Genomic DNA, 26,409 nt, shown 5'->3' on the forward strand with positions numbered 1-26,409 from the left:
ATTAACTTTCGATGATGTGATTCATGCGGCAGAACAATATCAAATCAGCAATATTGTTAATACCTAATTTATCAAATACCCTTGTTTTGTAAGTGGCAACTGTTTTATTGCTGATGTGTAGGATGTCAGAAATTTGTTGATTTGTGTTGCCCTTGCCTAAATATTTCATTACCTGTAGCTCTCTATCGGAAATGAGGGCAAGCTTATCGTTATCACTCAAGGAGCTATTGCCATTCTTACCATGCGTAAAGAAGTTATAGCCTTGCGAAATGGCAACGCAAGCGGCTAGAATCACGTCCGCTCCAGCAGTCTTATTGACAAAACCATGCGCTCCCAGTGATCTGACTCTGCCACCATAGACCGCTTCATCCAAGCTAGACAAGACCAGAATGCGAATGTCTGGGTACATTAAGCCAATACGCCGAATGACATCAAAGCCATCTGTCTTTGGCATATCAATATCCAAAATCACCATATTCGGATTAAGCTCCTTAATGGATCTGAGACATTCCTCTCCATTCTGGGCTTGACCTGCTATCTCAAATAGCAATTGGTCTTGCAACATGCTTTTTAAAGCCATCAACATTGCTGGATGGTCATCTACCAACATCACGCGTTTTCTCATTACTTGTCTCCGTTTTGGTTTTTATGAGGGTGCAGCGAAAAAATGGCTTTAGCGATTCGACTATCGTTAATGTGTAAAGTTTGGTGGCGGCTTACCGGAGGCATCATGAGTCCCCCATAGCAATGATGAATTCCAAGAGCGCTTGCGTTTTCTAAATCAATCCGCAAGGTGAGATTGCTTGCATAAATCTGAGCCGAGCATTTTTTGGCTTGTTCAATTACAGCAATCGGCAGGGCTTGATTGCGAAACTGCCCCATTTCAATATGCAGGCCATCTAGCTGCATTTCCTCTAGAAATAGAAATTGTTCCGCCGTACCAATAAAGTCCATGAGATGAAGCAAGATGCCTAAACGCCGCAGGCGCAATAGACCTTCCTTAAAGGCAAATGCTTTTTCTGCATTTGGTAAGGTTTGAATTCCCAAAGAAACTAAACCGACCGGTAGGCGGGAGTTCAGAATCAGATCGCTTAAGGCATCGATGTAATGATTGGAGATTAAGGCATGGGTGGGGATGGGGAGGATTCCGGGAATAGGGCGTCCACTGCGATACCAGTAAGAAATAGTATCGAGACCTTCCATAAACAATCTCAGTAGTTGTGTATCTGTAGCTGTGAGTAAAGGCCTAAATAGCGAGCCGGTGAGTTTTGTTCCTCCAGCATTAAAAATGGGTTCATGGCTAATTGCCTGGCGTTGTGACCAGCAATCATGTTGCTCAAGGGCTTGATCACTTAAACCGAGCCAATGGTCGCCACAGGCATCACGTACTTCTTGGAAGGGTTTGTTCTTCCATGCCTTTACAAGCGTGTACAGCCGGGATTTCGGGCTCATCAGCATTCTCCAGTGGGTAGTCATCCAGTCTAGGCAGGACGGAGTGGAGCGGTAAGGGTGTAAGGATGATTTGTCTGTAGGAAAAGACTTACTCGCTTGTCCCCAGTATAGGAAGCGCAAAATACCTTGATCAAATTATGGGTACGCACCCTTGAAATTTTCAAAGGTAGACCTATATAATCAGCACTCCCTACATGCGAGTGCTAAAAAAGCTGGATTCTTGGTAGTTTAGCCCTAGCTTCCGTGTGAAGAGATTACAAGTTATTGATTTTTATTGTTTTTTTAATTAGTTAACACTTACTAACATAGGAGAAGGAATGAATCTGCGTCCTTTACATGATCGCGTAATCATTAAACGTTTAGATCAAGAATCAAAAACTGCTTCCGGAATCATTATTCCCGATGCTGCCGCTGAAAAACCAGACCAAGGTGAAGTATTGGCAGTCGGTCCAGGTAAGCGTGATGAGAGCGGCAAATTAAATGCACTCGACGTCAAAGTAGGCGATCGCGTGTTGTTTGGTAAATATGCTGGCCAAACAGTCAAAGTAGACAACGAAGAGCTCATCGTGATGCGTGAAGACGACATCATGGCTGTTGTTCAGAAGTAATTTCGGTATTTAAGAGAGGAATTTAATCATGGCAGCAAAAGACGTTGTATTTGGAGACAATGCCCGTACCAAGATGGTTGAGGGTGTCAATATTCTTGCAAACGCAGTGAAAACAACTTTGGGACCAAAAGGTCGCAATGTAGTCATGGAGCGTTCATTCGGTGGTCCAATCGTTACTAAAGACGGTGTGAGCGTAGCAAAAGAAATCGAACTCAAAGATAAGCTCCAGAACATGGGTGCTCAGATGGTGAAGGAAGTCGCTTCTAAAACTGCTGACATCGCTGGTGACGGTACTACTACTGCTACCGTATTGGCTCAGTCCATCGTTCGTGAAGGTATGAAATACGTAGTTGCAGGTCACAATCCAATGGATTTGAAGCGCGGGATCGATAAAGCAGTTACAGCTGCTGTTGCAGAACTCGCCAAAATCAGCAAGCCCTGCACTACTACCAAAGAAATCGCTCAAGTTGGCTCTATTTCAGCTAATAGCGACTACAGCATTGGTCAGCGTATTGCTGAAGCAATGGAAAAAGTAGGTAAAGAGGGTGTCATTACTGTTGAAGATGGCAAGTCTTTAGAAGACGAGCTCGAAGTAGTTGAAGGTATGCAGTTTGACCGTGGCTACCTCTCACCATACTTCATCAACCAACCTGAAAAACAAGTTGCCATTATGGAAAGCCCATACGTGCTCTTGTTTGACAAGAAGATTGCTAACATTCGTGATTTGCTCCCAGTACTCGAGCAAGTAGCGAAGTCTGGTCGTCCATTGTTGATCATTGCAGAAGATGTTGAAGGCGAAGCCTTGGCAACTTTGGTTGTGAACAATATTCGCGGCATCATCAAGACTTGTGCTGTGAAGGCTCCAGGCTTTGGTGATCGTCGTAAAGCAATGTTAGAAGATATCGCGATTTTGACTGGTGGTACTGTCATTGCTGAAGAAATCGGCCTCACACTCGAAAAAACTACTCTTGAGCACTTAGGTCAAGCTAAGCGCATCGAAGTTGGCAAAGAGAACACCATCATTATTGACGGTGCTGGCGATGCTAAAGCAATCGAAGCGCGCGTGAAGAACATTCGCGTTCAGATCGAAGAAGCGACTAGCGACTACGACAAGGAAAAATTGCAAGAGCGCGTTGCTAAGTTGGCAGGCGGTGTTGCAGTGATTCGTGTTGGCGCTGCTACTGAAGTTGAAATGAAAGAAAAGAAAGCCCGCGTTGATGACGCATTGCATGCTACGCGCGCTGCGGTAGAAGAGGGTATTGTTCCTGGCGGTGGCGTTGCTTTGATTCGTGCAATGCAAGGTATCAAGGGCTTGAAAGGCGATAACTCTGATCAAGACGCTGGTATCAGCATCGTGCTGCGCGCAATGCAAGAGCCACTTCGTACGATCGTCAGCAATGCTGGTGAAGATGCAGGTGTTGTCGTGAATGCCGTGCAAGAAAGCAAAGGCAACAACGGTTACAACGCTGCAACTGGCGAATACGGTGACCTCGTAGCTCAAGGCGTGATCGACCCAACTAAAGTAACAAAAACTGCATTAGTAAACGCAGCTTCTGTTGCCGCATTGTTGTTGACCACTGACTGCGCAATCTGCGAAGCGCCAAAGGATGAGTCTGCTGGCGGCGGCATGCCTGATATGGGTGGTATGGGCGGTATGGGTGGTATGGGCGGCATGATGTAATTGCCGCTTTCCACAGCAAGTTCGCTGTAGAAGCAAGAGCGCCTGGTTCAAAAGACCAGGCGTTTTTTTATTCGCTCTTAGTGCAATGAGTCTTTAAAGCGAATGAAATCTTGATTGAATTGCTCTGTTGGAAAAAATAGATTCGGGTATTCCAATGAAAAAATGACGTACAAAGTAAAGCCCATCACGCACATATATAAAGCGGTCAAAAACCAATCCTCCTCCTTCTTTGCAGCCATCGCATAGCCAGTTAATAGAGCCGCAACAGAAAGAAGTAGCAATAAATAATGATCAATAATGGCCGGCGGGTGACGTTTCGCATTTAATATGCCATCCCCAATATCACTCACCAGATTGCTCAGTTGCGGCTTTAATATTTGATCGGCTAATAATTTTGTCGTGGCGGGGGATCGATTGATGGCAAGTGTGACAGCTTCATTTGTTTTAGCAAGTTGGTCACTCAACTTATCTAGGTTGTCACTTAAGTCATCCATTTTCTTGATGTTTTGAAAGGCAGCCATCCGGATATCAACCAATCTGATTAAGGCAGCTTGGGTAGCCGCTCTATCCATGGGATTTAAATATTTAGTTGACTCATAAACTTGTCTTACGCTAGCAGCCTGTTTACGCAGCAACTGAATGCGATTGTCAAAGTGTTCATTGGCGCCGCTAAAGCTAAATCCCAATACAAGCGCAGTCAGGCCAAAGATAGCGGTAGCTAGGGAATCTCTGACAATGACGGTTGAGGAAGATCTCAGGCGATAGCGACCAAATAGCCAGCCCGCTAGCAAAAAAACAATAATTGAAGCTAAAAAGAAATAAGGCGCATAGGGGAGCAAGTCAATGTGATTGCCAAGCGTGTAGTACATGAAGTGCCCTCTTATTTGTTGTTGCCCTAAGAATAAGTACATTTAAGAGCAACTGCAATAAAAAACCGCCCGAAGGCGGTCTTTTATGACTTGATATTAGTATTGTTGTTACTCCACTGCTTTAACCATCTCTTCAACCACCTTCTTCGCATCACCGAAGACCATCATGGTTTTATCCATGTAGAAGAGTTCGTTATCAAGACCAGCATAACCAGCAGCCATGGAGCGCTTGTTCACAATAATTGTTTTGGCTTTGAATGCTTCTAAAATCGGCATACCAAAAATAGGGCTGCCAGGCGTACGAGCGGCTGGGTTCACCACGTCGTTTGCACCAAGCACTAACACTACGTCAGCTTGACCAAAGTCACTGTTAATGTCTTCCATCTCAAACACTTGGTCATAAGGCACTTCAGCTTCTGCCAACAATACGTTCATATGTCCAGGCATACGGCCTGCAACCGGATGAATTGCATACTTCACAGTCACACCATGGTGAGTGAGCTTTTCAGTCAATTCTTTAAGAGCGTGCTGAGCACGGGCAACAGCCAAACCATAACCAGGCACGATGATGACTGTATCTGCATTTTCCATCAGGAAAGCAGCATCTTCTGGAGAGCCAGTTTTGTAGTTCTTAGGGCCACCATCATCGCCACCACCTGCAGCTGCTTCAGCACCAAAGCCGCCTAGCAATACGGCGAGGATAGAGCGGTTCATCGCCTTACACATGATGTAAGACAGAATTGCGCCCGAAGAACCTACGCAAGCACCAGCAATAATCAATACAGGGTTATTTAATGTGAAGCCAATACCAGCTGCAGCCCATCCTGAATAACTATTGAGCATCGATACAACCACTGGCATATCGGCGCCACCAATCGGGATGATCAATGTCACACCCAATACCAAGGCAACAGCACACATTGCTAGGAATGCGGCATGGCTACCAGTGATGTAATACGTGACGCCGGCACCAATCATGGCAATTGCCATGATGAGGTTGAGCAAATGCTGTCCACCAAAGCTGACTGGTTTGCCACTCACTTTGCCGGAGAGTTTGCCGAAAGCAATAACAGAAGCTGTAAAGGTAATTGCGCCAATAAATGCACCGATGAACAATTCAATTTTCTGTGCGCCTGTATGGTCGTGAGCAGGATTAAATACCGCTGCCACTGCGATCAACACAGCAGACAAACCAACGAAGGAGTGCATGAGCGCAACGAGCTCTGGCATCTTGGTCATCTGTACACGTTTTGCAGCTAAGGTACCAATGATGGCGCCAGCCACAACCGCTCCAGCAATTAAGGAAAACGCTGGTTTGAAATCAGCCACAAAGAAAGTGGTGATCACAGCGAGCAACATGCCAATCATGCCGAAGGTATTGCCTTGGCGTGAAGTGGTTGGTGAAGACAAGCCGCGCAGCGCGAGAATGAACAACACCGAAGAAATGAGATACGAAATAGCGGTAAGGTTTGACATGAGTTTGGTCTCTCGATTGGTCTTTTTCTGGTTTTATTTGGTTCCGGCCGCGTCAGCCTTCGGGGCTTTTTTCTTGAACATTTCAAGCATGCGGCGGGTGACCATAAAGCCACCAAAAATGTTGATAGATGCCAAAAATACGGCAATTGCACCAATGACGCTGGTCAAAGTAATGTCATCGCCTCCAATGACTTCAGTTTGCAATAGCGCACCAACAATGATGATTCCAGAGATGGCGTTGGTTACCGCCATTAAGGGCGTATGCAATGCTGGCGTAACGTTCCAAACCACGTGGTAGCCAACAAAAATAGCCAACACAAAAACAGTGATGTTTTGGACTGTGAGGATGCTTTGAAAAGCAGCGAGATCCATAGTATTTCCTTAGTTTGAATATTCTGTATTAGTTTTTGCGAACAGCCTGACCATCGCGACACATCAAGCAAGCAGTAACGATATCGTCATCACTTGGAATGGCAAGCTTGGCTTCTTTGTCGACAATCAGCTTCATGAAATCGAGCAAGTTACGTGCATACAGTGCAGAAGCATCCGCAGCCACCATACTCGCTAGATTGGTGTAACCAACAATCTTGACGCCATTGTTTTCTACAATTTTGTCAGCTTGAGTGAGTGGGCAATTGCCTGAGCCATTGTCGCCACGGCCCGCAGCCAAGTCGATCACCACGGAACCTGGTTTCATTTGCATCACAGTTTCGCTATGCAACAAGACTGGCGGTTTACGACCCGGAATTAAAGCAGTGGTAATCACGATATCGGCCTGTTGGGCTTTTTCAGCAACCAGTGCAGCTTGACGTTTCATCCATGCTTCTGGCATTGGACGGGCATAACCACCCACGCCTTGAGCGATTTCGCGCTCTTCATCGGTTTCATAAGGGACATCAACAAACTTAGCGCCCAAAGATTCAATTTGCTCTTTAGCAGCAGGGCGTACATCGGATGCTTCAATCACAGCGCCTAAGCGCTTAGCGGTTGCAATCGCTTGCAAACCAGCAACACCTGCACCGAGAATCAGTACGCGCGCCGCTTTAACCGTACCAGCTGCAGTCATCAGCATTGGCATAAAGCGCTGATACTCATTAGCAGCAATCATCACGGCTTTATAGCCAGCAATGTTCGCTTGTGATGAGAGTACATCCATGCTTTGCGCACGAGTCGTTCTTGGAGCGGCCTCCAGCGAGAAGGCGGTGATGCCTTGAGCAGCCATCGCTTCAATATTTTGATTATCAAATGGATCGAGCATGCCAATCAGCACGCTGCCAGATTGAATTTGTGCCAGCTCAGTATTTTCAGGTGCACGTACTTTCAAGACGATTTCAGCGCCCAATACATCTGCTGCTGAACCAATGGTGGCGCCAACGGCCTCATAAGCAGAGTCTGGCTGACTTGCTCTAACACCAGCATCTTTTTGGATGACTACCTGATGGCCTTGGCCAATGAGTTTTTTAACGGTTTCCGGTGTTGCGGCGACTCGCGTCTCTCCGGACCTAATTTCAAGTGGCACTCCTATGCGCATGGCATGTCTCCAAGTACAAATTTTTTAAAGAATCTATTTTAGTTAAATAGGCAAAATATTGCCCATCCACTTACCCTGCTCTCCAATAGCTTGGTCTTTGCCAAAATGTCGGTGAGATCGGGCTAAGACTTCTACAATGGGGTTTTCAGCTTATATTGAATTTTCGCATTTTTTGATGATCCCGCTCAATTCTTCACCAATCCCTGCTACCAAACCATCCAAAGTCGTCATTGGGATGTCTGGAGGGGTTGATTCGTCAGTGGCTGCTTGGATGCTCAAGCAGCAAGGCTATGAAGTAATTGGCCTTTTTATGAAAAATTGGGAAGATGATGATAACGATGCGTACTGCTCGGCACGCCAAGATTGGCTCGATGTGGTCTCCGTAGCTGATGTCATTGGTATTGATGTGGAGGCTGTGAACTTCGCCGAAGAGTACAAAGAGCGTGTTTTTGCTGATTTCTTGCGCGAATATGCCGCAGGACGCACCCCAAACCCGGATGTTTTGTGCAATGCTGAAATCAAATTCAAGGCCTTTTTAGACCATGCAATGAGCTTGGGTGCCGATGCGATTGCTACCGGCCATTACGCCCGTGTGCGCCATTCAGAACAGGGTGTGCAGCTTTTGAAGGCGGTGGATGTCACCAAAGATCAAAGTTATTTTCTGCATCGACTAACCCAAAAGCAATTGGCTAATGTGTTGTTTCCTTTGGGGGAGATCCCAAAAACCGAGGTAAGGGCCATTGCTGAGCAAATCGGCTTACATAATGCGCGTAAAAAGGACTCCACTGGCATTTGTTTTATTGGCGAGCGACCTTTCCGAGAATTCCTCAACCGCTATTTGCCGCGTACCCCAGGTCCCATCAAGACCGCCGAAGGCAAAACCGTCGGTGAGCACATGGGCTTGGCATTCTTTACCCTAGGGCAAAGAAAGGGTATCGGTCTAGGCGGTAGCCAAGATGGCAATGGTGATGCCTGGTATGTGGCTCGCAAAGATGTTGTTAATAACACCCTCTATGTGGCGCAAGGTCATGAGCATCCTTGGTTGCAAAGCCATGCGCTAGCGGCAATGGATGCCAGTTGGATTGCGGGAGCTCCGCCAGTCTCAGGACCCTACTCTGCTAAGACACGTTATCGTCAGGCGGATGCGGCATGCACCTTATCTGAGGGTGCTGATGGACCATTGAGTTTTCGGTTGGATTTCCCAGAAGCTCAATGGGCTGTTACTCCAGGTCAATCAGCAGTACTTTATAGCGGCGATGTTTGCTTAGGCGGTGGGATTATCTCCGCCTAAGCATGATTTTGCTTAATCTTTAAGCGGCAGGTGGGATGCTATCGATAAAAGATGAGCGCTGCATCAATTTTTGATAGAGCTGATCCAAATTGGGGTGTTGAGACTGCCATGCAATATGAGGGAAGCGGAACAGCAGATATCCCAAGGCGCAACCCACCGCAATATCGGCCAAGGTCATTTGATTGCCATGACACCATGGATTTTCACCCAATTGAGCGGCCATTTGGTTCAAAGCGGCTTGCACTTTGCCCATTTGGCGATCCATCCACATTTGACTCTGTTGTTCTGGTGGCCGCAAAGTGGCCTCTAAACGAGCCAAAATGCCTGCGTCCATAATGCCGTCAGCTAAAGCCTCCCAGGTTTTAACGGATGCGCGTTCACGGCCGTTATCAGGAATCAGCTTGCTCACAGGGCTCAAAGTGTCTGCGTACTCAGCAATGACTCTGGAGTCATAAATGACCTCGCCATCGTCTAAAACCAAGCAGGGCACTTTGCCCAGGGGGTTTGTGGCGTTAATTTGCGTATTGGCAGCCCACACATTATCCAAAACAAGGTCTACTTCAACCTTTTTTTCAGAGAAAACAATGCGTACTTTGCGTACATAGGGGCTGGTAAGGGATCCGATTAGTTTCATAGGTGCTCAGTATAGCGATCTTAAGTCGCGGGGTTCTCAGTGAGAACGCATTAAAATTGAGCTTTATTGATATTCAATGTAAAGGCACCATCCGTGAGTCAGCCCCTTTCAACCCTTAATGCACTTTCCCCTTTAGATGGCCGCTATGCAGGAAAAGTAGATGCCCTGCGCCCCTGGTTATCAGAAGCAGCATTTATGCGTCAACGGGTTTTTGTCGAAATTCATTGGTTGCTCGCTTTGGCAGCAGCAGGCTTGCCAGATGTACCAACTATCAGCCCAGCTGATGCTGAGTTCTTGTTATCTTTGCCGCAGAACTTTTCCGATGCCGATGCACAGCGTATTAAAGATATCGAAGCGGTTACCAATCATGACGTGAAAGCGGTGGAGTATTTCCTCAAAGAAAAAGTAGCGGGTCGTCCCGATTTGCTTAAGGCGAGCGAATTTATTCACTTTGCTTGTACTTCTGAAGATATTAATAACACTTCACATGGTTTGATGTTGCGCGGTGCGCGTGATGAAGTATTGCTGCCGCAATTGAGAAAAATCCTTTCAGTCCTCACCGATTTGGCCATTGAGAATGCGAAGGTGCCACTCCTCTCTCGTACCCATGGTCAGCCTGCCTCCCCAAGTACTTTAGGTAAAGAGATTGCCAATATTGCCAAGCGTTTAGAGCGTGCGATTACTGCGATTGCTGCAGTACCTTTGCTCGGAAAAATGAATGGCGCTGTTGGTAATTACAACGCCCACATTTCTGCTTACCCTGATTTTGATTGGGAAAATTTTTCCAAGAACGTAGTGGAGCAACGCTTGGGTTTAACGTTTAACCCTTACACCATTCAAATTGAGCCACACGATGGTATGGCTGAGTTGTTTGATGCAATTGCTCGTGCCAATACCATCCTGTTGGATATGGACCGCGACTTCTGGGCATACATCTCCGTTGGCTACTTTAAACAGCGCACTAAAGCGGGCGAAATTGGCTCTTCGACAATGCCGCATAAAGTCAATCCAATTGACTTTGAAAACTCAGAAGGCAACCTGGGTGTAGCAAATGCTTTGTTGCGCCACTTGGCAGAGAAGTTGCCTATCTCACGTTGGCAAAGAGACCTTACCGATTCAACCGTATTGCGCAATCTCGGCCCCGCTTTTGGGCATAGCGTGTTGGCCTACGATAGCGCCTTACGGGGCCTTGGAAAATTAGAGGTCAATCACGCTGCCATCGCAGCTGACTTAGATGCCTGCTGGGAAGTGTTAGCAGAGCCAGTGCAAACCGTAATGCGTCGTTATGGCATTGAGAACCCGTATGAGCAACTCAAAGAACTCACACGTGGCAAAGGCATTAATCAAGCTGATTTGCAAGCATTCGTGCGTGGCCTGGCTATTCCTGAAGATGCGAAAGCGCGCCTCTTAGAGATGACACCTTCTTCTTATTTGGGCAAGGCGGTTGAGTTAACCGAACGCCTCAAAAAGTGAGTTTGACGCCAAACCAGGGTGGTGCATCAACTTCTGATTTGGAATACGGTGCTTGCCCAACAGTCTGGTTCGCTGCATACCAATTGCTTTGGCATCTTTTGTTGCCATTGGCATTTGTGCGTCTTGCTTGGCGCGCTCGTCACTCCTTTGCCTATTTACACCACACACCTGAGCGTCTTGGTTTTGGCTATGACAAGCCCATTACTCAGGGTGCGATTTGGATTCATGCGGTATCGGTAGGTGAGACGCGGGCAGCGCAACCATTGATTGACGCTTACTTAGCGCGTGGCGAATCCATTCTTCTGACCCACATGACCTTAAATGGGCGCCGTACTGGTAAGCAATTATTTGCAAAAGAGATTGCCGCAGGGCGCGTGACGCAAGTCTATTTACCGTATGACCTCTGTTGGTCTGTTGAGCATTTCCTCAAAACGTTTAAACCGCGTTTTGGCCTTTTTATGGAAACCGAAGCTTGGCCCACTGTGGTATTTCGTTGTGCGCAGATTGACTTGCCATTGTTTTTAGTGAACGCGCGTTTATCAGAGCGCAGTGCGCGCCGCGTCAATCGCTTTGGCAAGGCGGGTCGATCATTATTTCAAGCATTCCGAGGTATTTTGGCTCAGACCCAATTTGATGCTGATCGTTACCGCAGCTTGGGCGTAAAAGATGTGCAGATTGTCGGTAACCTCAAGTTTGATGTACCGCTGGACTCTACTTTGTTAGAGCAAGGTGCCATCTGGAAAAAATCGATCCATGCTGGCAATCGTTTGATAGTTTGCGCAGCCAGTACGCGTGATGGTGAAGAGGCTATTATTCTCAAGGCATGGAAAGATTTACTGCGAAGCAATGCATTTAGCGTGCCCCCGCTGCTTTGTTTGGTGCCGCGACATCCAGAGCGCTTCCCCGAAGTTGCCGAGCACATTCGCTCTGCAAAATTCACGTTCCGCGCACGCAGTGAATGGTCTGGTATACCAAGTGACACTACAGCTGTTGAAGTGATCCTTGGCGACTCAATGGGCGAGATGCCCCTGTATTACAGTGCGGCAGATTTGGTTGTTATGGGCGGTAGTCTTTTACCCTTTGGCGGCCAAAACTTGATTGAAGCTTGTGCGGTAGGTTGCCCCGTTTTATTAGGTGAGCATACCTATAACTTTCAGCAGGCTGCACTCGATGCAATTGCAGCAGGTGCAGCAAAAAGGCTTAGCGGTGAATTGATGTTGGGTGAGCCAACTGCCCTGACAAAAGAGTTGCAGGCGCTGTTATCAAATTCGGCTGAGTTATCGCAGATGGCGCTTGCTGCGAAAAAATATGCCACTGAACATCAAGGTGCGACCCAAAGAATATTGGCCGCCCTAGATGCTAAAACAATTTAATAGCGAAGCCCTTAAACTCGGGCTCCGAAGTTAGGATCCTCGTCACGGTTCTTATCTTCAGGCTTACGTTCACCCTTCACAAGATCTTCTCTAGTAACGCCTAGCCACATCGCTAGTGCTGCAGCCACGAAGACGGAGGAATAAATACCAAACAAAATACCAATGGTCAGTGCCAGTGCAAAGTAAAACAATGTTGGGCCACCAAATACCAACATTGCCAACACCATCATCTCGGTACTGCCGTGGGTGATCATGGTACGGCTGATTGTACTGGTAATCGCATTATCAATAATTTCACGGGTATTCATCTTGCGGTATTTGCGGAAGTTCTCGCGAATACGGTCAAAGATCACAACGGATTCGTTCACTGAGTAACCCAATACTGCTAACACTGCTGCCAAGACTGAAAGAGAAAATTCCCACTGGAAGAAAGCAAAGAAACCCAAAATGATGACCACGTCATGCAAGTTCGCAATGATGCCGGCCAGCGCAAACTTCCACTCAAAACGGAAGGAGAGGTACAAGACAATACCAATAATCACAAAGATGAGGGCTTTGAGTCCATCCATCGCTAATTCTTGACCGACTTGAGGTCCTACAAATTCAACGCGCTGTAATTTGGCACCAGATGTTGAGGGATCGAGCGCCTTCATGACTGCAGCGCTTTGATCAGCCGATGAAATGAGTTTGCCTTGGGCATCTTTTTGCAAAGGCAGGCGAATCATCACATCACGTGAGCTGCCAAAGTTCTGAATCTGCGTATCGGCATAACCTAGCTTCTCGACATTGCCACGAATCGCATCTAAAGGTGCCGCCTGTGGATAGCTCACCTCCATCACAGTACCGCCGGTAAATTCAATCGAGAGATGTAGGCCGTTATGCCAGAGGAAGAAGATGGCAGCTAAGAAAGTAATGAAAGAAATCGCATTGAGCACCAATGCATGGCGCATAAATGGAATATCTTTTTTGATTCTAAAAAATTCCATGACTTATTTCTCCTGTGGGCGCCAAACTTGGCCGATAGCGAGTTTGTGAATCTTCTTGTGTCTGCCATACCAAAGATTGACAAGGCCACGTGAGAAGAAGACGGCTGAGAACATCGAAGTGAGAATGCCTAAGCAATGCACGACCGCAAAGCCTTTAATCGGGCCAGAACCAAAAGCCAATAAGGCTAGACCAGCGATCAATGTGGTGACGTTTGAATCCAAGATGGTTGCCCAGGCCTTATCAAAACCAACAGCAATGGCAGTCTGAGGCGCAGCGCCATTACGGAGCTCTTCCCGAATACGCTCGTTAATTAAGACATTCGAGTCAATCGCCATTCCAAGTGCTAAGGCCATCGCCGCAATACCCGGCAGTGTCAAAGTAGCTTGCAGCATAGAGAGTACCGAAATCAACAGCAGTAAGTTCACAGCTAAAGCGACTACCGAGAATGTGCCAAACAAGAGGTAATACATGATCATGAAGATGGCAATGGCTGTAAAGCCGATGAGTAATGACTTAAAGCCTTTTTCAATATTCTCAGCGCCTAGGCTTGGCCCAATCGTACGCTCTTCAATAATTTCCATTGGAGCTGCTAAAGAGCCTGCGCGCAATAGGAGGGCTAAGTCATTAGCACTCTCAGTAGTAGGCTGGCCCGTGATTTGGAACTTAGAGCCAAATTCGCCTTGAATGGTGGCAATCGTCAGCACTTCACCTTTGCCTTTTTCAAACAAAATCATGCCCATTGGCTTACCCATGTTTTCACGGGTCACTTCTTGCATCGTGCGACCGCTAGAGGCATCTAAGGTGATATTGACAGCAGGGCGTTGATTTTGATCAAAGCCAGCACTGGCATCGGTAATACTTTCACCACTAAAAATCACTGACTTTTTGAATACGCCTAAACGATTTTCACCAAAGCGGAAAGTATCCATCCCTGGGGGAGGTATTTCACCAACATTGATGGTTGACATGAGTGGGTCGGCAAGTCGTGATTCCAATGTAGCGGTACGACCAATAATGTCCTTGGCGCGCGCAGTATCTTGAACACCCGGCAATTGCACTACGATGCGCTCTGCACCTTGCTGCTGGATCACGGGTTCTTTTACGGCAAGTTCATTGACACGCTTATTTAGAGTGATGATGTTTTGCTTTACTGCGTTATCTTGAATTTCTTTTAAGGCGGTTGGCTTGAACTCACCCTGCAGCTTGTATGAGCCACCTGCAGGTGTGATTGTCCAAATTAATTGTGGTTGGCTGCTGGTTAGTAAAAAGCGCGCTGCCTCAGCATCTTCAGTGCTACCAAACTGAATGGTGATCGAGTCTACATTGCGATCAATCCCTTGGTGACGAATGGATTTGTCGCGTAACTGACTGCGAATATCACCAGCCAATGAGGTAATTTTCTTTTGTAATGCACCCTTCATGTCCACTTGCAATAAAAAGTAGACTCCACCGCGCAAGTCCAGGCCCAAGGGCATAGGCAGGGCATTGATTGAGCTTAGCCAGCCAGGGGTATTGGAGAGCAGGTTCAGTGCAACTGTGTAATTGGGGTCGTTTTGATCGACATTCAATTTCTGCTGCAACAGATCGCGTGCACGTAATTGTGTATCGGTATTGTTAAAGCGAATCTTAATAGAACCTACATGACCGGTATTTTCAAAAAAGATACCGGTGCTGCTCATACTTTGATCAGCCAGAATCTTCTCAACCCGAGCCTGAGTCGCCAAATCCACTTTGATCGTTGGTTTGGCCGATGAGACTTGAACCGCTGGAGCCTCGCCATAGAAATTCGGTAAGGAATACAGCGTTCCGATCAGTAATGCAACCAGAATAACTACATATTTCCAAAGAGGGTAGCGGTTCATATTGAGTTATTTCTAAGCAGATGTATTAAGCAGACTTCAGGGTGCCCTTAGGCAATACTGTGGTGATCGCAGCTTTTTGCATTTGCACTTCTGTACCAGCAGCAATTTCAACTGTGACAAATTGATCTTTCAGTGCGCTTACTTTGCCAACGATGCCGCCAACGGTAACCACTTCGTCACCAACCGTTAAAGCCTCTAACATCGCTTTAGTTTCTTTTTGGCGACGCATTTGTGGGCGAATCATGATGAAGTAAAGAACTGCAAACATCAAAATGAGGGGCAGGAAGCTCATCAAGTTATTTGAATCTGCGCCCGCAGCTGAAGCTTGGGCAAAAGCGTTACTAATCCACATAAAAACCTCCGTTAATTACCAATAAGAAACTGCGTTTGTTTTAGGGCTTAAAAGGAAAGCCGTAAACCCGCAATTCTAAACTGTATGGGGCTTTGGGGCGGATTTCAGGGGTAAATTGGCTTAATCCTGCCCTGGCTCTACGCCCCGTTGGCGATTACGGTGAAATTCTTCGCGGTAAGCGCTAAAACGACCCAAACTGAGGGCCTCGCGGACTTCAGTCATCAATTGCAGGTAATAGGATAGGTTGTGGATCGTATTGAGCTGTGAACCCAAGATCTCATTGGCCTTTTGCAGATGGTTCAGATAGGAGCGAGTGAAATGTTGGCAGGTGTAACAGGCGCACGTAGGATCTAGCGGGCGGTCATCCTCTTTGTAGCCTGCATTGCGGAGTTTAAGATCGCCAAAACGGGTAAATAACCAGCCATTGCGGGCGTTGCGGGTGGGCATTACGCAATCAAACATATCGATCCCCAGACTCACTCCCAAGATGAGGTCTTCAGGAGTGCCCACACCCATGAGGTAATGCGGCATATGCTCTGGCAACTTCGGCGCAGTGAAATTGAGGATGCGCTCAAATTCTGGTTTAGGTTCGCCAACGGATAGACCGCCTATGGCGATGCCATCAAAACCCTGTTGACTGACGGCATCTGAAGAAAACTCTCGGAGATTTTCAAACATGCCGCCTTGGACAATGCCAAAGAGTCCGTTCCCAGTATTGAGCTCACGAAAACGTTTGAGAGAGCGATCGCCCCAACGCAAAGACATTTCCAATGATTGGCGTGCTGTCTTTTCAGTGGTGGCCTGGCCTTTTACTTCGTATGGTGTGCACTCATCGAATTGCATGGCGATATCGCTATTGAGCACTGCCTGAATTTCCATCGAAACCTCAGGAGACATAAATAATTTATCGCCATTAATGGGCGAGGCAAAGGTGACGCCTTCTTCAGAGATTTTGCGCAGTGCCCCCAAGCTAAATACCTGAAAGCCACCAGAGTCAGTCAGGATGGGTTTATTCCAACCCATGAAGCGATGCAAGCCCCCATGTTTTTTAATCACATCTAGTCCCGGTCTGAGCCAGAGATGAAATGTATTGCCTAGAATAATTTGCGCTTTGGCTTCCTCGAGATCGCGGGGGGTCATCGCCTTTACTGTCCCGTAAGTACCTACGGGCATAAAAATTGGTGTTTGGACACTGCCATGCGGGAGATCTAATTGACCTAAGCGGGCTGGGCTTTGTGAATCACGCGCCAGGATCGAAAAGTTCACGGGTTTGCTCATAAATTGGTATTTGGCACTCGGGTAAGGAGCATCGCATCCCCATAACTGAAAAAGCGATAACTCTGATCAATGGCATGTTGATATGCATTGCGGATATTGTCCATGCCGGCAAAGGCGCTGACCAACATTAATAAGGTTGATTTTGGCAGATGGAAATTAGTTAACAGGCAATCCACCGCTTTAAATTCATAACCGGGGGTAATAAAGAGATTGGTCTCACCGCTAGCTTGGCCGGTAGTAGCGTGACTCTCTAGGGCGCGAAGACTGGTGGTGCCAACCGCGATGACGCGTCCACCCTGGTGTTTGGTTTGTGCGATGGCATCAATCGTTGCTTGTGGCACGGAGTACCACTCATAGTGCATCTGATGCTTGCTGAGATCTTCTTCGCGTACGGGGGTAAAAGTGCCAGCCCCAACGTGCAGGGTAACGCCTGCCTGATTCACTCCAGCGTCGCTGAGCTGCTGCAATATAGCCTGATCAAAGTGTAAGCCAGCAGTAGGCGCTGCAACGGCCCCAGGATTTTTAGCTACTACCGTTTGGTAACGCTGTGCATCTTCTTGGGTGGGTTGATGCTCGATATAAGGGGGCAGGGGTAATTCGCCAAAGCGCTCTAGCAAGCCGAGGACATTTTCCGGAAAGCGGACTTCATAAAAGCGACCGTCATACCCAATCATTTCTACAGGAAAGGTTTCGCCGGCCTGATTATGAATATGCACAATCGAGCCAGTCTTGGGAACCTTGGAGGCTCGCACTTGAACCCAGGCCTGCTTGTCGCCGCTAATGCGTTCAATTAAGAGCTCGACAATGCCGCCAGTTTCTTTTTTGCCATGCAAGCGGGCCGGAATGACTTTGGTGTCATTCATCACCAATAAATCCCCTGGCCTAATCAGGTCCACTATTTCCCGAAAGGTTCTGTCTATGAATTGGGCACTCGAGTCCCCATGAGCCTTGACCTCAAGGAGGCGGCTATCCGTGCGCTTTTCCAGGGGATGCTGGGCGATTAGATGTGGGGGGAGGGTGTAATTGAAGTCGGAGAGTTGCATAGCATTACCATCAGGTATTAGATTTTAACGATGACGACGAAGCGACTACCAACTACACTCCAAAAAATGGGTCTAGATACCCCTTTGGCGCTCGCTTTGCACTTGCCAGCCCGCTATGAGGATGAAACCGAGCTCTACACCGTAAAAGAGGCTTTGACTCGGGGAAGGTCGATTTCGGTGCAGACTCAGGGGGTGGTGATCCGTAATCAGGTCTTATTTCGACCTCGGCGGCAGCTTTTGGTCACGATTGAGGACGAGACTGCCAGCTTGCAGCTGCGTTTTCTCAACTTTTACCCCAGTCAGCAAAAACAAATGGCAGTTGGCGCCCATATTCGTGTGCGTGGCGAGGTGCGTGAGGGCTTTCAGGGTGCTGAGATGGTGCACCCAACGGTGCGCTCGGTGGTTCCTGATGCCGCTTTGCCAACGAGTCTGACACCCGTTTATCCAGCCAGCGCTGGAATTTCGCAAACAGTGATTCGCAAAGCAGTCAAACAGGCCTTGCGTGATCCCGGTATTCAAGAGCATTTGGCTGAGTTTTTGCCAAAACCACTCATGGCAGCACTTTTACCAACCCAAGATTGGCCACCATTGCAAAGCGCTATTGCTTATTTGCATGAGCCGCCAGCAGATGCTGATACGCAAGCTCTATTAGAGCGTACTCATCCCGCTTGGCGCCGGGTGCAATTTGAAGAATTGCTCGCCCAGCAAATTTCACTCAAGCGCGCACATCGTATTCGTCGAGAAAGGCGTGCTCCTTCATTTCAAGTCTTGACTGCAGCCAATAATGGCGTGGGTATTGAGGCTGGCTTGATCAAAGTCTTGCCGTTTAAATTAACTGGTGCACAGCAGCGGGTGTGGTCTGAAATCAGTGATGATGTATCCCAGACCTTCCCAATGAATCGCTTGCTCCAAGGGGATGTGGGTAGCGGTAAGACGGTTATTGCAGCCCTTGCAGCTGCGCGCGCCATGGATCATAGTTACCAAGCCGCCATCATGGCGCCTACCGAGATTCTGGCAGAACAGCACTACCTCAAAATGAAGGAGTGGTTTGAGCCTTTGGGTGTGAATGTGGCATGGTTATCAGGTAGTCTCAAGGCGAAGGAAAAAAAGCTTACACAAGCGGCGATTGAAAGCGGACAAGCGCAACTAATTATTGGTACGCATGCTTTGATTCAAGAAAGCGTTAGTTTTGCCAAATTGGGATTGGCAGTGATTGATGAGCAACATCGTTTTGGCGTCAAGCAACGTTTAGAAATTACGCAACGGGTCGGCTCGGAGTTATTTTATTGTCACCAGCTGATGATGACGGCTACCCCAATACCGCGTACTTTGGCAATGACTTACTATGCCGACCTCGATGTATCGGTAATTGATGAATTGCCCCCTGGCCGCAAACCGATTGCTACCAAAGTGGTTAAAGCTTCTCGTCGTGATGAGGTGATTAGTGGCTTGCACTCTTGGCTCGGTAAAGGTCTGCAAGCCTATTGGGTTTGCCCCTTGATTGAAGAATCTGAAGCTCTGCAATTGCAAACGGCAATGGAGAGCTTTGAGCAGCTAACCCACGCTCTGCCAAACTTTAAAGTAGGCTTAGTTCATGGTCGCTTAAAGAGTGAAGAAAAAGCGGCAGTGATGGCCGCATTCAAAGCAAATGAGATCCAATTGTTAGTAGCCACGACGGTGATTGAGGTGGGAGTAGATGTACCTAATGCCGCTCTGATGGTCATTGAGCATGCAGAGCGCTTTGGCTACGCGCAGATCCATCAATTAAGGGGGCGAGTAGGGCGTGGGTCGGCTGATTCAGTATGTATTTTGATGTATGCCGAACCACTCTCTTTGGCTGCTAAAGAACGTTTGCAGACCTTACGTGAAACCTCAGATGGATTTGTCATTGCAGAGCGTGATTTATCTTTGCGTGGACCTGGCGAATTACTAGGGGCCAAGCAATCGGGCGATGCCATGTTGCGCTTTGTAGATCTACAACGTGATGCTTGGCTCATTGAGCTGGCGCAGCAAGCGGCCGATCGCCTCTTGGCGGATCATCTGGATTTAGTAGAGCGCCATTTAGAGCGCTGGCTAGGATCTCGCGCCGAGTTTCTAAAGGCTTGATAATGAGAATATGCGCGCTCGTTTAATTGCTTACGCTTATCTGATTCGCTTGGATAAACCCATCGGCACCCTGTTGCTATTGTGGCCAACCTTATGGGCACTGTGGTTGGCGAGTGGTGGCGCGCCTCCATTACACATCTTGCTGATATTTGTAGTGGGAACCTTTCTGATGCGCAGTAGTGGTTGTGCGATCAACGACTATGCTGATCGTGATTTTGATCGATATGTGCAACGTACGAAAGACCGACCTATCACCAGCGGCAAGATCTCTGGCAAAGAAGCGGTGGCAATAGCAGCCCTTCTAGCAATCCTTGCCTTCCTATTAATCTGGCCCCTCAATGCGCTCACAAAAGAACTGTCTGTTCTTGCTTTGTTGGTTGCCGTGCTCTATCCCTTTACCAAGCGCTTCTTTGCAATTCCTCAAGCTATTCTTGGTATCGCGTTTGGCTTTGGTATTCCGATGGCCTATGCCGCGGTGCAGGATGCTGTACCTGTGGAGGCATGGATTTTGTTGATCGGCAATGTCTTTTGGGCGATTGCGTATGACACGGCTTACGCCATGGTAGATCGGGATGATGATCTTCTTTTGGGCTTACGGACCTCGGCAATTACTTTTGGAAAATTTGATGTGCTGGCAATTGCAGTAAGTTATGCAATTTTGCTATTGAGCCAGATTTGGGTAGCGCAGATAGCACATCTGGGTCCGATTTTTTGGCTGGGATGGATTGGCGCATTACTGTGCGCCACCTACCATTTAAAACTCGCTGCTACGCGGCGCAGAGAAGAGTGCTTTAAAGCATTTCGTCATAACAACTGGTTAGGCGGATTTCTATTTCTAGGAATAGCGCTAGGTTTAGCTTTTCCCTAACTCATCACCCATTGCTTTGCCGCGCTGACTAGCTGCATTAATCGCTTTTTCTAAAATGTCATGCCAGCCATGGTCTTTCATGACCTCTAGTGCAGCAGCAGTAGTGCCGCCTTTGGAGGTGACGCGCTCGCGCAATACCCCAGCATGCTCATCCGAGTTATGCGCCAACTGGGTAGCGCCTTCCAAAGTGGCATAGGCTAGTTTACGTGCCGTTGCCGCATCTAAACCCAGCTTTTCTCCACTAGATTGCATCGCTTCCAAGAAAGCAAATACATACGCTGGCCCACTACCAGAAACTGCTGTTACGGCATCCATGAGCTTTTCTTCTGCAACCCACACTGCTTGACCTACTGCATTGCAAATAGTTTGCGCTACATCACGATCAGCTTGATTAACTGCAGCATCTGCAAATAAGCCGGTAATACCTTTGCCGATCAGCGCAGGTGTATTGGGCATTGCTCGTACGCAACGCTCGTGATCCAACCAACGGCTCATGTCTTTAATCCGAATTCCGGCTGCAATACTGAGAATCAGTGGGCCGGGAGCAGAGGCATGCTTGAGTTTGGCACTTAAGTCTTTGGCAACCACGTTGAAATCCTGTGGCTTGATCGCCATCACAACGACATTGTTCTTAGAAAAATCAAAAGCAATTTGATCTAACGCGCCAATCACTTGAACGCCATAATCCTGATGCAACCCTAAGGCCGTACTTGCATTGGCCTCCACTACGCTCAATTGATTAGCCTCAAAGCCACTGGCAAGTAAGCCGCTGATCAATGCTCGACCCATATTGCCGCCACCAATGAAGGTGATGTGGGTATTTAAATTCTTTTTTAGTGTGTTCATGGGCTTATCTTAGCGCGCTTACCAAATATAGCGCTACCTATTCTGACGATGGTACTGCCCTCTGTAATAGCTGCCTCCATATCATCTGACATCCCCATAGAGAGGGTGTCAAAGAATTGATAGCCACTAACGTTGAGGTGCTTATCTTTGATTTGCTTAAAGCAATCATGCACTTGCTTAAAGGAGTTTCTTTGTTCTTGCGGATCCTGGCTTGGCGCTGGGATAGCCATCAGGCCTCGCAAGGTGAGATTGGGTAATTGCGCTACGGCATCACATAGGGATTCTGTTTCAGAAAGACTGAGGCCGCTCTTGCTGTCCTCAGCGCTCACATTTACTTGGATGCAAATCTGAAGAGCATCTAGCTCGGGATATTCGCCGCGTTGAACCGATAGTCGCTCGGCGATTTTCAGGCGATCGACACTATGTACCCAATCAAAATGCTGTGCTACTTCTTTAGTTTTATTGCTCTGTAGTGGGCCGATGAAATGCCATTGCAACCAAGGGCGCAATTTAGCCAATTGCCCCATCTTTTCCACGGCCTCTTGCACATAGTTTTCACCAAAAGCCGTTTGTCCTGCGTGCATCGCCTCTTCAATCGCACGGGCTGGAAAGGTTTTGCTTACTGCCAGTAATTGAATATCCTCAGGCTCACGATGCGCAGCTAGCGCCGCTAACTCCATCCTTTGCTTGATGAGTATGAGGTTGCTAACAATTTGACTCATTGTTTAATGGTTTGCTTTTGCGAAATCAATTGATCAATGATTTCAATCCAATGGAGTACTGGCTTGCCATCTTGTTGTAAGTGGGTGATACAGCCAATGTTTCCAGAGACAATGACATCGGCACCAGATTCTTCACAAGCGGCATGTAAATGAGTCAATTTTTGTTGGCGCAATTGCTCTGATAGTTCAGGCTGGGTAATGGAGTAGGTGCCAGCGGAGCCGCAGCACAGATGGCTGTCAGTGCATAGTTTTACGCCTATACCGATACTACTTAGCACCCCTTCGACTTTTCCGCGAATTTGTTGGCCATGCTGCAAGGTGCAAGGGGGGTGATATACCACTCCTGTCTTGGGTTCAGTGCCAATTAAGGCAATCAATTCATTCTGCAGGGCTGGCAGAATTTCTGAAATATCTTTACTGAGTTCCGAGATTCTTTTTGCTTTATGGGCATACGCAGCATCATTGGCAAGGAGGTGGCCATAATCTTTGGTCATTACTCCGCAACCCGAGGCGGTGACCACAATTGCTTCAACACCGCTTTCTATTAAAGGCCACCAGGCATCAATATTTTGCTTGGCATTAGCTAAGCCACCGGCTTGATCATTTAAGTGGTATTTCAAGGCACCGCAACAGGTGGCATTGGATGCGCTGATGAGTTGTATCTTCAGGGCATCCATCACACGTGCTGTAGCTGAATTAATATTCGGCAGCATGCCTGGCTGAACGCAACCCTCGAGTAATAGCATTTTGCGCACATGCTCGGTGTGAGGGCGCGCATAAGGATCGGTTGATTTTGCTAGTACCGCATTTTTAACCAATGGGATCTTGCGCTGGATGCTGTTTGGCATAAGCGGACGCACAAAGCGACCCAAAGTCATTGCTGTATTAAAGAGAGTGGGATTGGTTAAGCCATTTTTTAGTGCCCAGCGCGTAATGCGTGAACCGATTGGTCGGGCTGGGGTATTTTCTTCAGCCCATTTGCGCCCAATATCAACTAAGTTGCCATATTGCACACCACTTGGGCAGGTGCTTTCACAGTTGCGGCAAGTTAAGCAGCGGTCTAAGTGAAGACGGGTCTTTTCCGTGGGCGCCTGGCCCTCAGCCATTTGCTTGATGAGATAAATGCGGCCGCGCGGGCCATCGAGCTCATCACCAAGCAGTTGGTATGTGGGGCAGGTTGCTGTGCAGAAGCCGCAGTGGACGCATTTACCAAGAATGCGTGCTGCCTCTATACCTTCTGGCGTATTGGCAAATTGTGGAGCGAGTTGAGTTTGCATATAAAAACTTATGAAAGGCGATTGGTGGCAAAAACGCCAGCAGGATCAAAGGCGGCTCTGAGACGAGATTGAACGAGTTCAAGTCCCTTAGAGTGGGCTTGCTCACTCAATAGAGTGAAGCGCTGTAAGGACGGGTCGACTGAAGTACCCAGGCGGAAACACGTTGCATGCCCTCCGTGTGCAGTGGCGATTTCTTTGAGTGCTTTGAAGGTGGCTGCGTCGCTTGGACCTTTGAGCCAACGTTGTTGACCATGCCATTCAATGACAATATCTTTGTGCATCTGGCCGATGTTAAGGGGGCCGCAGGCAGCAGGTAATGCAAGTCGATATAGGCTCTCATTTTCTTGAAGCGTTTCAAAGAAAGACATTTTTTGTTCACGTAGGTTTGCCCAAAATACTTCTGCCTCATGAGGCTCAAGCGTTTTTGCATTTACTAGTGCACTCATTAAATTCCTGGCAGCTTCAACTGCTGCGACTGCGCCTGACAAACGGAAGGTGAGCTCACCTACTGAGTCAACGCTCGATTCCCCAATCCAGGCGCTGGCAGTTAAGGAGAGGGGTTGCCCTGCCCACTCATTCAAAACCTTGAGGGCATTTGCTTGAGTGGTATGACAGCGCAGGGTAGCCATTGCCTCGGGGCGCGGTAATACTTTGACTGAAGCTTCCAACAAAAGCGATAGCGTACCCAGGGAGCCTGGTAGCAAACGAGAAATATCATAGCCCGCAACGTTTTTCATCACCTTGCCGCCAAACGAGAGGTCTTGCCCTTTGCCATCCATGATGCGGGCGCCTAAAACAAAGTCCCTTAAGTTGCCGGCACTGATGCGGGCAGGCCCAGCAAGACCAGCGCCAATTGCTCCACCAAAGGTTGCGGTATCACCAAAATGAGGGGGTTCAAAAGGGAGTATTTGATTTTTGGCTGCCAGAGCTGCTTCAATTTCTTTCAGCGGCGTACCTGCACAAGCTGTAATGACCAGCTCTTCTGGTTGGTACTCTAAGATCCCCGCATATGCGCGGGTGCTTAGCTTAGTAAAGTTATTTTTGTTGCCATACCAAGATTTAGTACCGCCACCCTCTATAGAGAGGTGTGTGTTGGTTTTTGCCGCTTGGAGAATTTGCTCTTTAAATAAATCAATCTGCATAGTATGGTTTATAGCGGAGTTGCTCATTAAAAGCGCTCCAATTCTGGGTGAGGTAATTTGCCGCCACTAATACGCATACGACCATATTCTGCGCAGCGACTCAATGTAGGAATGGCTTTGTCTGGGTTGAGCAGTTTTTGTGGGTCAAAAGCACTCTTCACGCCCCAGAAGGCCTCTCGCTCTCCTTCTCCAAATTGCACGCACATCGAATTTATTTTCTCGATTCCTACACCGTGCTCACCAGTGATTGTTCCACCAAGCTCAACGCAGGCCTCTAAAATTTCTGTACCAAAGTCTTCTGCACGATGCCATTCATCTTGATCGGCGCCATTAAACAAAATGAGAGGGTGCATATTGCCGTCACCTGCATGGAATACATTCAGGCAGCCCAGCCCATATTTCTTTTCCATCACTTGAATACGCTTGAGGAGGGTAGCGATATGCCTGCGTGGAATGGTGCCATCCATGCAATAGTAGTCAGCAGCAATGCGGCCCGCAGCCGGGAAAGCATTTTTACGACCACTCCAAAATTTCAGGCGTTCAGATTCGCTGTTTGAAACTTGAATCCCACTGGCACCAGATTGTTCTAGTACTGCTGTCATGCGCGCAATTTCTTCAGCAACCTCTTCTGGTGTGCCATCGGACTCGCACAGCAAAATCGCTTCAGCTTCTAAGTCATAGCCGGCGTGCACAAACTCTTCTACAGCGCGAGTAGTGGCTTTATCCATCATTTCCAGACCAGCAGGAATAATGCCGGCAGCAATGATGGCAGCAACTGCATTGCCGCCCTTTTCAATATCATCAAAACTGGCCATGATGACGCGTGCTAATTTGGGTTTGGCTACTAGTTTGACAGTGACTTCGGTAACAACGGCCAACATACCCTCGCTACCGATGAGGACCGCTAAAAGATCTAAGCCAGGCGCATCGGGCGCTAAGCTACCAAATTCAACTACTTCACCGTTCATCAAAACTGCCCTTACCTTAAGGACATTGTGCAATGTAAGACCGTATTTAAGGCAATGCACCCCACCTGAATTCTCATTTACATTTCCGCCAATAGAGCAGGCAATTTGGGAGGATGGATCAGGGGCGTAGTACAGACCAAGATGGGCAACCGCTTCTGAAATCGCTAAGTTACGCACACCTGGCTGTACAACGGCAGTGCGTGTAAATGGGTCAATGCTGAGGATTTTTTTCAGCTTCGCCAGGGAAAGTACTAATCCTTGGGCAATCGGCATAGCGCCACCTGAAAGACCTGTCCCAGATCCGCGGGGCACCACCGGAATTTGCATGGCAAAGCAAATCTTCAAAATTTCTGAAACTTGCTCTTCGGTCTCCGGTAGGGCTACTGCCAAAGGCATGCGCCGATAGGCTGCTAAACCATCGCATTCATAGGGAATCGTATCTTCGGGCTCCCAAAGCAAGGCATGCTCAGGGAGGATGGGGCGCAATGCCGCTACCAATTTAGATTGAAGGGCTGTGATAGCGGCTAGATCAGGGGGAGGGGTCACCATATTCATATGGATCATTTTAGC

General features: G+C 47.9%; 24 protein-coding genes. 7 read left to right on the forward strand and 17 right to left on the reverse strand.

Going from position 1 to position 26,409, the window contains the following annotated elements:
• Position 1: 1 nt before the first annotated feature.
• Both M2125_RS08185 and M2125_RS08190 read right to left on the reverse strand, forming a co-directional pair.
• On the reverse strand, positions 2 to 625 hold the full coding sequence (locus M2125_RS08185; RefSeq protein WP_076023739.1) for a response regulator transcription factor: 624 nt from the start codon (positions 623 to 625) through the stop codon (positions 2 to 4).
• Positions 625 to 1,452, reverse strand: a complete 828-nt coding sequence (locus M2125_RS08190) for a diguanylate phosphodiesterase (RefSeq protein WP_076023740.1) — start codon at positions 1,450 to 1,452, stop codon at positions 625 to 627. Before M2125_RS08190 ends, M2125_RS08185 begins: the two co-directional genes overlap by 1 nt.
• Positions 1,453 to 1,769: 317 nt before the next feature.
• Between M2125_RS08190 and M2125_RS08195 the strand changes: the two genes are divergently transcribed.
• Both M2125_RS08195 and groL read left to right on the forward strand, forming a co-directional pair.
• On the forward strand, positions 1,770 to 2,060 hold the full coding sequence (locus M2125_RS08195; protein WP_076023741.1) for a co-chaperone GroES: 291 nt from the start codon (positions 1,770 to 1,772) through the stop codon (positions 2,058 to 2,060).
• Between the two features lie 28 nt (positions 2,061 to 2,088).
• Positions 2,089 to 3,741, forward strand: a complete 1,653-nt coding sequence (groL, locus tag M2125_RS08200; protein ID WP_076023742.1) for a chaperonin GroEL — start codon at positions 2,089 to 2,091, stop codon at positions 3,739 to 3,741.
• A gap of 77 nt (positions 3,742 to 3,818) precedes the next feature.
• Here groL and M2125_RS08205 read toward each other — a convergent pair whose 3' ends face one another.
• The 4 genes from M2125_RS08205 to M2125_RS08220 form a co-directional block, all read right to left on the reverse strand.
• Entirely contained in the window at positions 3,819 to 4,610 is a 792-nt protein-coding gene (locus tag M2125_RS08205; RefSeq protein WP_076023743.1) for a hypothetical protein, read from the reverse strand.
• Positions 4,611 to 4,718: 108 nt separating this feature from the next.
• Positions 4,719 to 6,086, reverse strand: coding sequence for an NAD(P)(+) transhydrogenase (Re/Si-specific) subunit beta (locus tag M2125_RS08210; RefSeq protein WP_076023744.1), 1,368 nt, complete (start codon positions 6,084 to 6,086; stop codon positions 4,719 to 4,721).
• 33 nt (positions 6,087 to 6,119) lie between these two features.
• Positions 6,120 to 6,458 (reverse strand): proton-translocating transhydrogenase family protein, encoded by a 339-nt coding sequence (locus tag M2125_RS08215; RefSeq protein ID WP_076023745.1) that lies wholly within the window; start codon positions 6,456 to 6,458, stop codon positions 6,120 to 6,122.
• Positions 6,459 to 6,486: 28 nt separating this feature from the next.
• Positions 6,487 to 7,617 carry a Re/Si-specific NAD(P)(+) transhydrogenase subunit alpha gene (locus tag M2125_RS08220; protein ID WP_277542030.1) on the reverse strand — a complete coding sequence of 377 codons (1,131 nt, stop codon included), beginning with the start codon at positions 7,615 to 7,617 and terminating at the stop codon, positions 6,487 to 6,489.
• 175 nt (positions 7,618 to 7,792) lie between these two features.
• On the opposite strand from M2125_RS08220, the gene mnmA reads away from it, so the two are divergent.
• Positions 7,793 to 8,908 (forward strand): tRNA 2-thiouridine(34) synthase MnmA, encoded by a 1,116-nt coding sequence (mnmA, locus tag M2125_RS08225; protein WP_076023854.1) that lies wholly within the window; start codon positions 7,793 to 7,795, stop codon positions 8,906 to 8,908.
• A gap of 19 nt (positions 8,909 to 8,927) precedes the next feature.
• Here the strand turns inward: mnmA and M2125_RS08230 are convergent, their stop codons facing one another.
• A complete protein-coding gene (locus tag M2125_RS08230; RefSeq protein ID WP_076023747.1) occupies positions 8,928 to 9,542 on the reverse strand; it encodes a glutathione S-transferase in 615 nt (204 codons plus the stop codon).
• Between the two features lie 93 nt (positions 9,543 to 9,635).
• Between M2125_RS08230 and purB the strand changes: the two genes are divergently transcribed.
• Both purB and M2125_RS08240 read left to right on the forward strand, forming a co-directional pair.
• Positions 9,636 to 11,015, forward strand: a complete 1,380-nt coding sequence (gene purB / locus M2125_RS08235; RefSeq protein ID WP_280742816.1) for an adenylosuccinate lyase — start codon at positions 9,636 to 9,638, stop codon at positions 11,013 to 11,015.
• Positions 11,016 to 11,053: 38 nt separating this feature from the next.
• Positions 11,054 to 12,388 carry a 3-deoxy-D-manno-octulosonic acid transferase gene (locus M2125_RS08240; protein WP_280742848.1) on the forward strand — a complete coding sequence of 445 codons (1,335 nt, stop codon included), beginning with the start codon at positions 11,054 to 11,056 and terminating at the stop codon, positions 12,386 to 12,388.
• 11 nt (positions 12,389 to 12,399) lie between these two features.
• Here the strand turns inward: M2125_RS08240 and secF are convergent, their stop codons facing one another.
• The 5 genes from secF to queA form a co-directional block, all read right to left on the reverse strand.
• On the reverse strand, positions 12,400 to 13,374 hold the full coding sequence (gene secF, locus M2125_RS08245; protein ID WP_076023749.1) for a protein translocase subunit SecF: 975 nt from the start codon (positions 13,372 to 13,374) through the stop codon (positions 12,400 to 12,402).
• 3 nt (positions 13,375 to 13,377) lie between these two features.
• Complete coding sequence (gene secD / locus M2125_RS08250; protein WP_076023750.1) at positions 13,378 to 15,237, reverse strand: protein translocase subunit SecD; 1,860 nt, start codon at positions 15,235 to 15,237, stop codon at positions 13,378 to 13,380.
• Positions 15,238 to 15,262: 25 nt separating this feature from the next.
• A complete protein-coding gene (gene yajC / locus M2125_RS08255) occupies positions 15,263 to 15,589 on the reverse strand; it encodes a preprotein translocase subunit YajC (protein WP_076023751.1) in 327 nt (108 codons plus the stop codon).
• Between the two features lie 120 nt (positions 15,590 to 15,709).
• Complete coding sequence (gene tgt / locus M2125_RS08260) at positions 15,710 to 16,867, reverse strand: tRNA guanosine(34) transglycosylase Tgt (RefSeq protein WP_076023752.1); 1,158 nt, start codon at positions 16,865 to 16,867, stop codon at positions 15,710 to 15,712.
• On the reverse strand, positions 16,864 to 17,910 hold the full coding sequence (gene queA / locus M2125_RS08265; RefSeq protein ID WP_076023753.1) for a tRNA preQ1(34) S-adenosylmethionine ribosyltransferase-isomerase QueA: 1,047 nt from the start codon (positions 17,908 to 17,910) through the stop codon (positions 16,864 to 16,866). The genes tgt and queA overlap by 4 nt, the downstream gene beginning before the upstream one ends.
• Before the next feature lie 30 nt (positions 17,911 to 17,940).
• Here queA and recG point away from each other — a divergent pair, with 30 nt between their 5' ends.
• Together recG and ubiA are read left to right on the forward strand one after the other, a co-directional pair.
• Positions 17,941 to 20,016: an ATP-dependent DNA helicase RecG gene (gene recG / locus M2125_RS08270; protein WP_076023754.1), complete on the forward strand. Its 2,076-nt coding sequence runs from the start codon at positions 17,941 to 17,943 to the stop codon at positions 20,014 to 20,016.
• 10 nt (positions 20,017 to 20,026) lie between these two features.
• Positions 20,027 to 20,884 carry a 4-hydroxybenzoate octaprenyltransferase gene (gene ubiA / locus M2125_RS08275; RefSeq protein ID WP_076023755.1) on the forward strand — a complete coding sequence of 286 codons (858 nt, stop codon included), beginning with the start codon at positions 20,027 to 20,029 and terminating at the stop codon, positions 20,882 to 20,884.
• Here the strand turns inward: ubiA and proC are convergent.
• From proC to M2125_RS08300, 5 genes are read right to left on the reverse strand one after another with little or no spacing between them, the layout of a single operon-like run.
• On the reverse strand, positions 20,870 to 21,730 hold the full coding sequence (gene proC / locus M2125_RS08280; RefSeq protein ID WP_280742817.1) for a pyrroline-5-carboxylate reductase: 861 nt from the start codon (positions 21,728 to 21,730) through the stop codon (positions 20,870 to 20,872). The two genes, ubiA and proC, sit on opposite strands and share 15 nt — an antisense overlap.
• The gene (locus M2125_RS08285; RefSeq protein ID WP_280742818.1) at positions 21,727 to 22,452 is read right to left on the reverse strand and encodes a YggS family pyridoxal phosphate-dependent enzyme; all 726 of its coding nucleotides are present in this window, start codon (positions 22,450 to 22,452) and stop codon (positions 21,727 to 21,729) included. Before M2125_RS08285 ends, proC begins: the two co-directional genes overlap by 4 nt.
• Positions 22,449 to 23,729 (reverse strand): glycolate oxidase subunit GlcF, encoded by a 1,281-nt coding sequence (gene glcF, locus M2125_RS08290; protein WP_076023758.1) that lies wholly within the window; start codon positions 23,727 to 23,729, stop codon positions 22,449 to 22,451. Before glcF ends, M2125_RS08285 begins: the two co-directional genes overlap by 4 nt.
• An 8-nt stretch (positions 23,730 to 23,737) precedes the next feature.
• Positions 23,738 to 24,871 (reverse strand): glycolate oxidase subunit GlcE, encoded by a 1,134-nt coding sequence (glcE, locus tag M2125_RS08295; protein ID WP_280741836.1) that lies wholly within the window; start codon positions 24,869 to 24,871, stop codon positions 23,738 to 23,740.
• Between the two features lie 26 nt (positions 24,872 to 24,897).
• The gene (locus tag M2125_RS08300) at positions 24,898 to 26,388 is read right to left on the reverse strand and encodes an FAD-linked oxidase C-terminal domain-containing protein (protein ID WP_076023857.1); all 1,491 of its coding nucleotides are present in this window, start codon (positions 26,386 to 26,388) and stop codon (positions 24,898 to 24,900) included.
• Between the last annotated feature and the right edge of the window lie 21 nt (positions 26,389 to 26,409).

It is taken from the genome of Polynucleobacter sphagniphilus, assembly GCF_029892205.1.
Taxonomy (GTDB): domain Bacteria; phylum Pseudomonadota; class Gammaproteobacteria; order Burkholderiales; family Burkholderiaceae; genus Polynucleobacter; species Polynucleobacter sphagniphilus.

Bases quoted from the DNA above. Each gene is read 5' to 3' on its own strand.
- M2125_RS08185 (WP_076023739.1), bottom strand. From the start codon at position 625: ATGAGAAAACGCGTGATGTTGGTAGATGACCATCCAGCAATGTTGATG.
- M2125_RS08190 (WP_076023740.1), bottom strand. From the start codon at position 1,452: ATGAGCCCGAAATCCCGGCTGTACACGCTTGTAAAGGCATGGAAGAAC.
- M2125_RS08195 (WP_076023741.1), top strand. From the start codon at position 1,770: ATGAATCTGCGTCCTTTACATGATCGCGTAATCATTAAACGTTTAGAT.
- groL (WP_076023742.1), top strand. From the start codon at position 2,089: ATGGCAGCAAAAGACGTTGTATTTGGAGACAATGCCCGTACCAAGATG.
- M2125_RS08205 (WP_076023743.1), bottom strand. From the start codon at position 4,610: ATGTACTACACGCTTGGCAATCACATTGACTTGCTCCCCTATGCGCCT.
- M2125_RS08210 (WP_076023744.1), bottom strand. From the start codon at position 6,086: ATGTCAAACCTTACCGCTATTTCGTATCTCATTTCTTCGGTGTTGTTC.
- M2125_RS08215 (WP_076023745.1), bottom strand. From the start codon at position 6,458: ATGGATCTCGCTGCTTTTCAAAGCATCCTCACAGTCCAAAACATCACT.
- M2125_RS08220 (WP_277542030.1), bottom strand. From the start codon at position 7,617: ATGCGCATAGGAGTGCCACTTGAAATTAGGTCCGGAGAGACGCGAGTC.
- mnmA (WP_076023854.1), top strand. From the start codon at position 7,793: ATGATCCCGCTCAATTCTTCACCAATCCCTGCTACCAAACCATCCAAA.
- M2125_RS08230 (WP_076023747.1), bottom strand. From the start codon at position 9,542: ATGAAACTAATCGGATCCCTTACCAGCCCCTATGTACGCAAAGTACGC.
- secF (WP_076023749.1), bottom strand. From the start codon at position 13,374: ATGGAATTTTTTAGAATCAAAAAAGATATTCCATTTATGCGCCATGCA.
- secD (WP_076023750.1), bottom strand. From the start codon at position 15,237: ATGAACCGCTACCCTCTTTGGAAATATGTAGTTATTCTGGTTGCATTA.
- yajC (WP_076023751.1), bottom strand. From the start codon at position 15,589: ATGTGGATTAGTAACGCTTTTGCCCAAGCTTCAGCTGCGGGCGCAGAT.
- tgt (WP_076023752.1), bottom strand. From the start codon at position 16,867: ATGAGCAAACCCGTGAACTTTTCGATCCTGGCGCGTGATTCACAAAGC.
- queA (WP_076023753.1), bottom strand. From the start codon at position 17,910: ATGCAACTCTCCGACTTCAATTACACCCTCCCCCCACATCTAATCGCC.
- recG (WP_076023754.1), top strand. From the start codon at position 17,941: ATGACGACGAAGCGACTACCAACTACACTCCAAAAAATGGGTCTAGAT.
- ubiA (WP_076023755.1), top strand. From the start codon at position 20,027: ATGCGCGCTCGTTTAATTGCTTACGCTTATCTGATTCGCTTGGATAAA.
- proC (WP_280742817.1), bottom strand. From the start codon at position 21,730: ATGAACACACTAAAAAAGAATTTAAATACCCACATCACCTTCATTGGT.
- M2125_RS08285 (WP_280742818.1), bottom strand. From the start codon at position 22,452: ATGAGTCAAATTGTTAGCAACCTCATACTCATCAAGCAAAGGATGGAG.
- glcF (WP_076023758.1), bottom strand. From the start codon at position 23,729: ATGCAAACTCAACTCGCTCCACAATTTGCCAATACGCCAGAAGGTATA.
- glcE (WP_280741836.1), bottom strand. From the start codon at position 24,871: ATGCAGATTGATTTATTTAAAGAGCAAATTCTCCAAGCGGCAAAAACC.
- M2125_RS08300 (WP_076023857.1), bottom strand. From the start codon at position 26,388: ATGGTGACCCCTCCCCCTGATCTAGCCGCTATCACAGCCCTTCAATCT.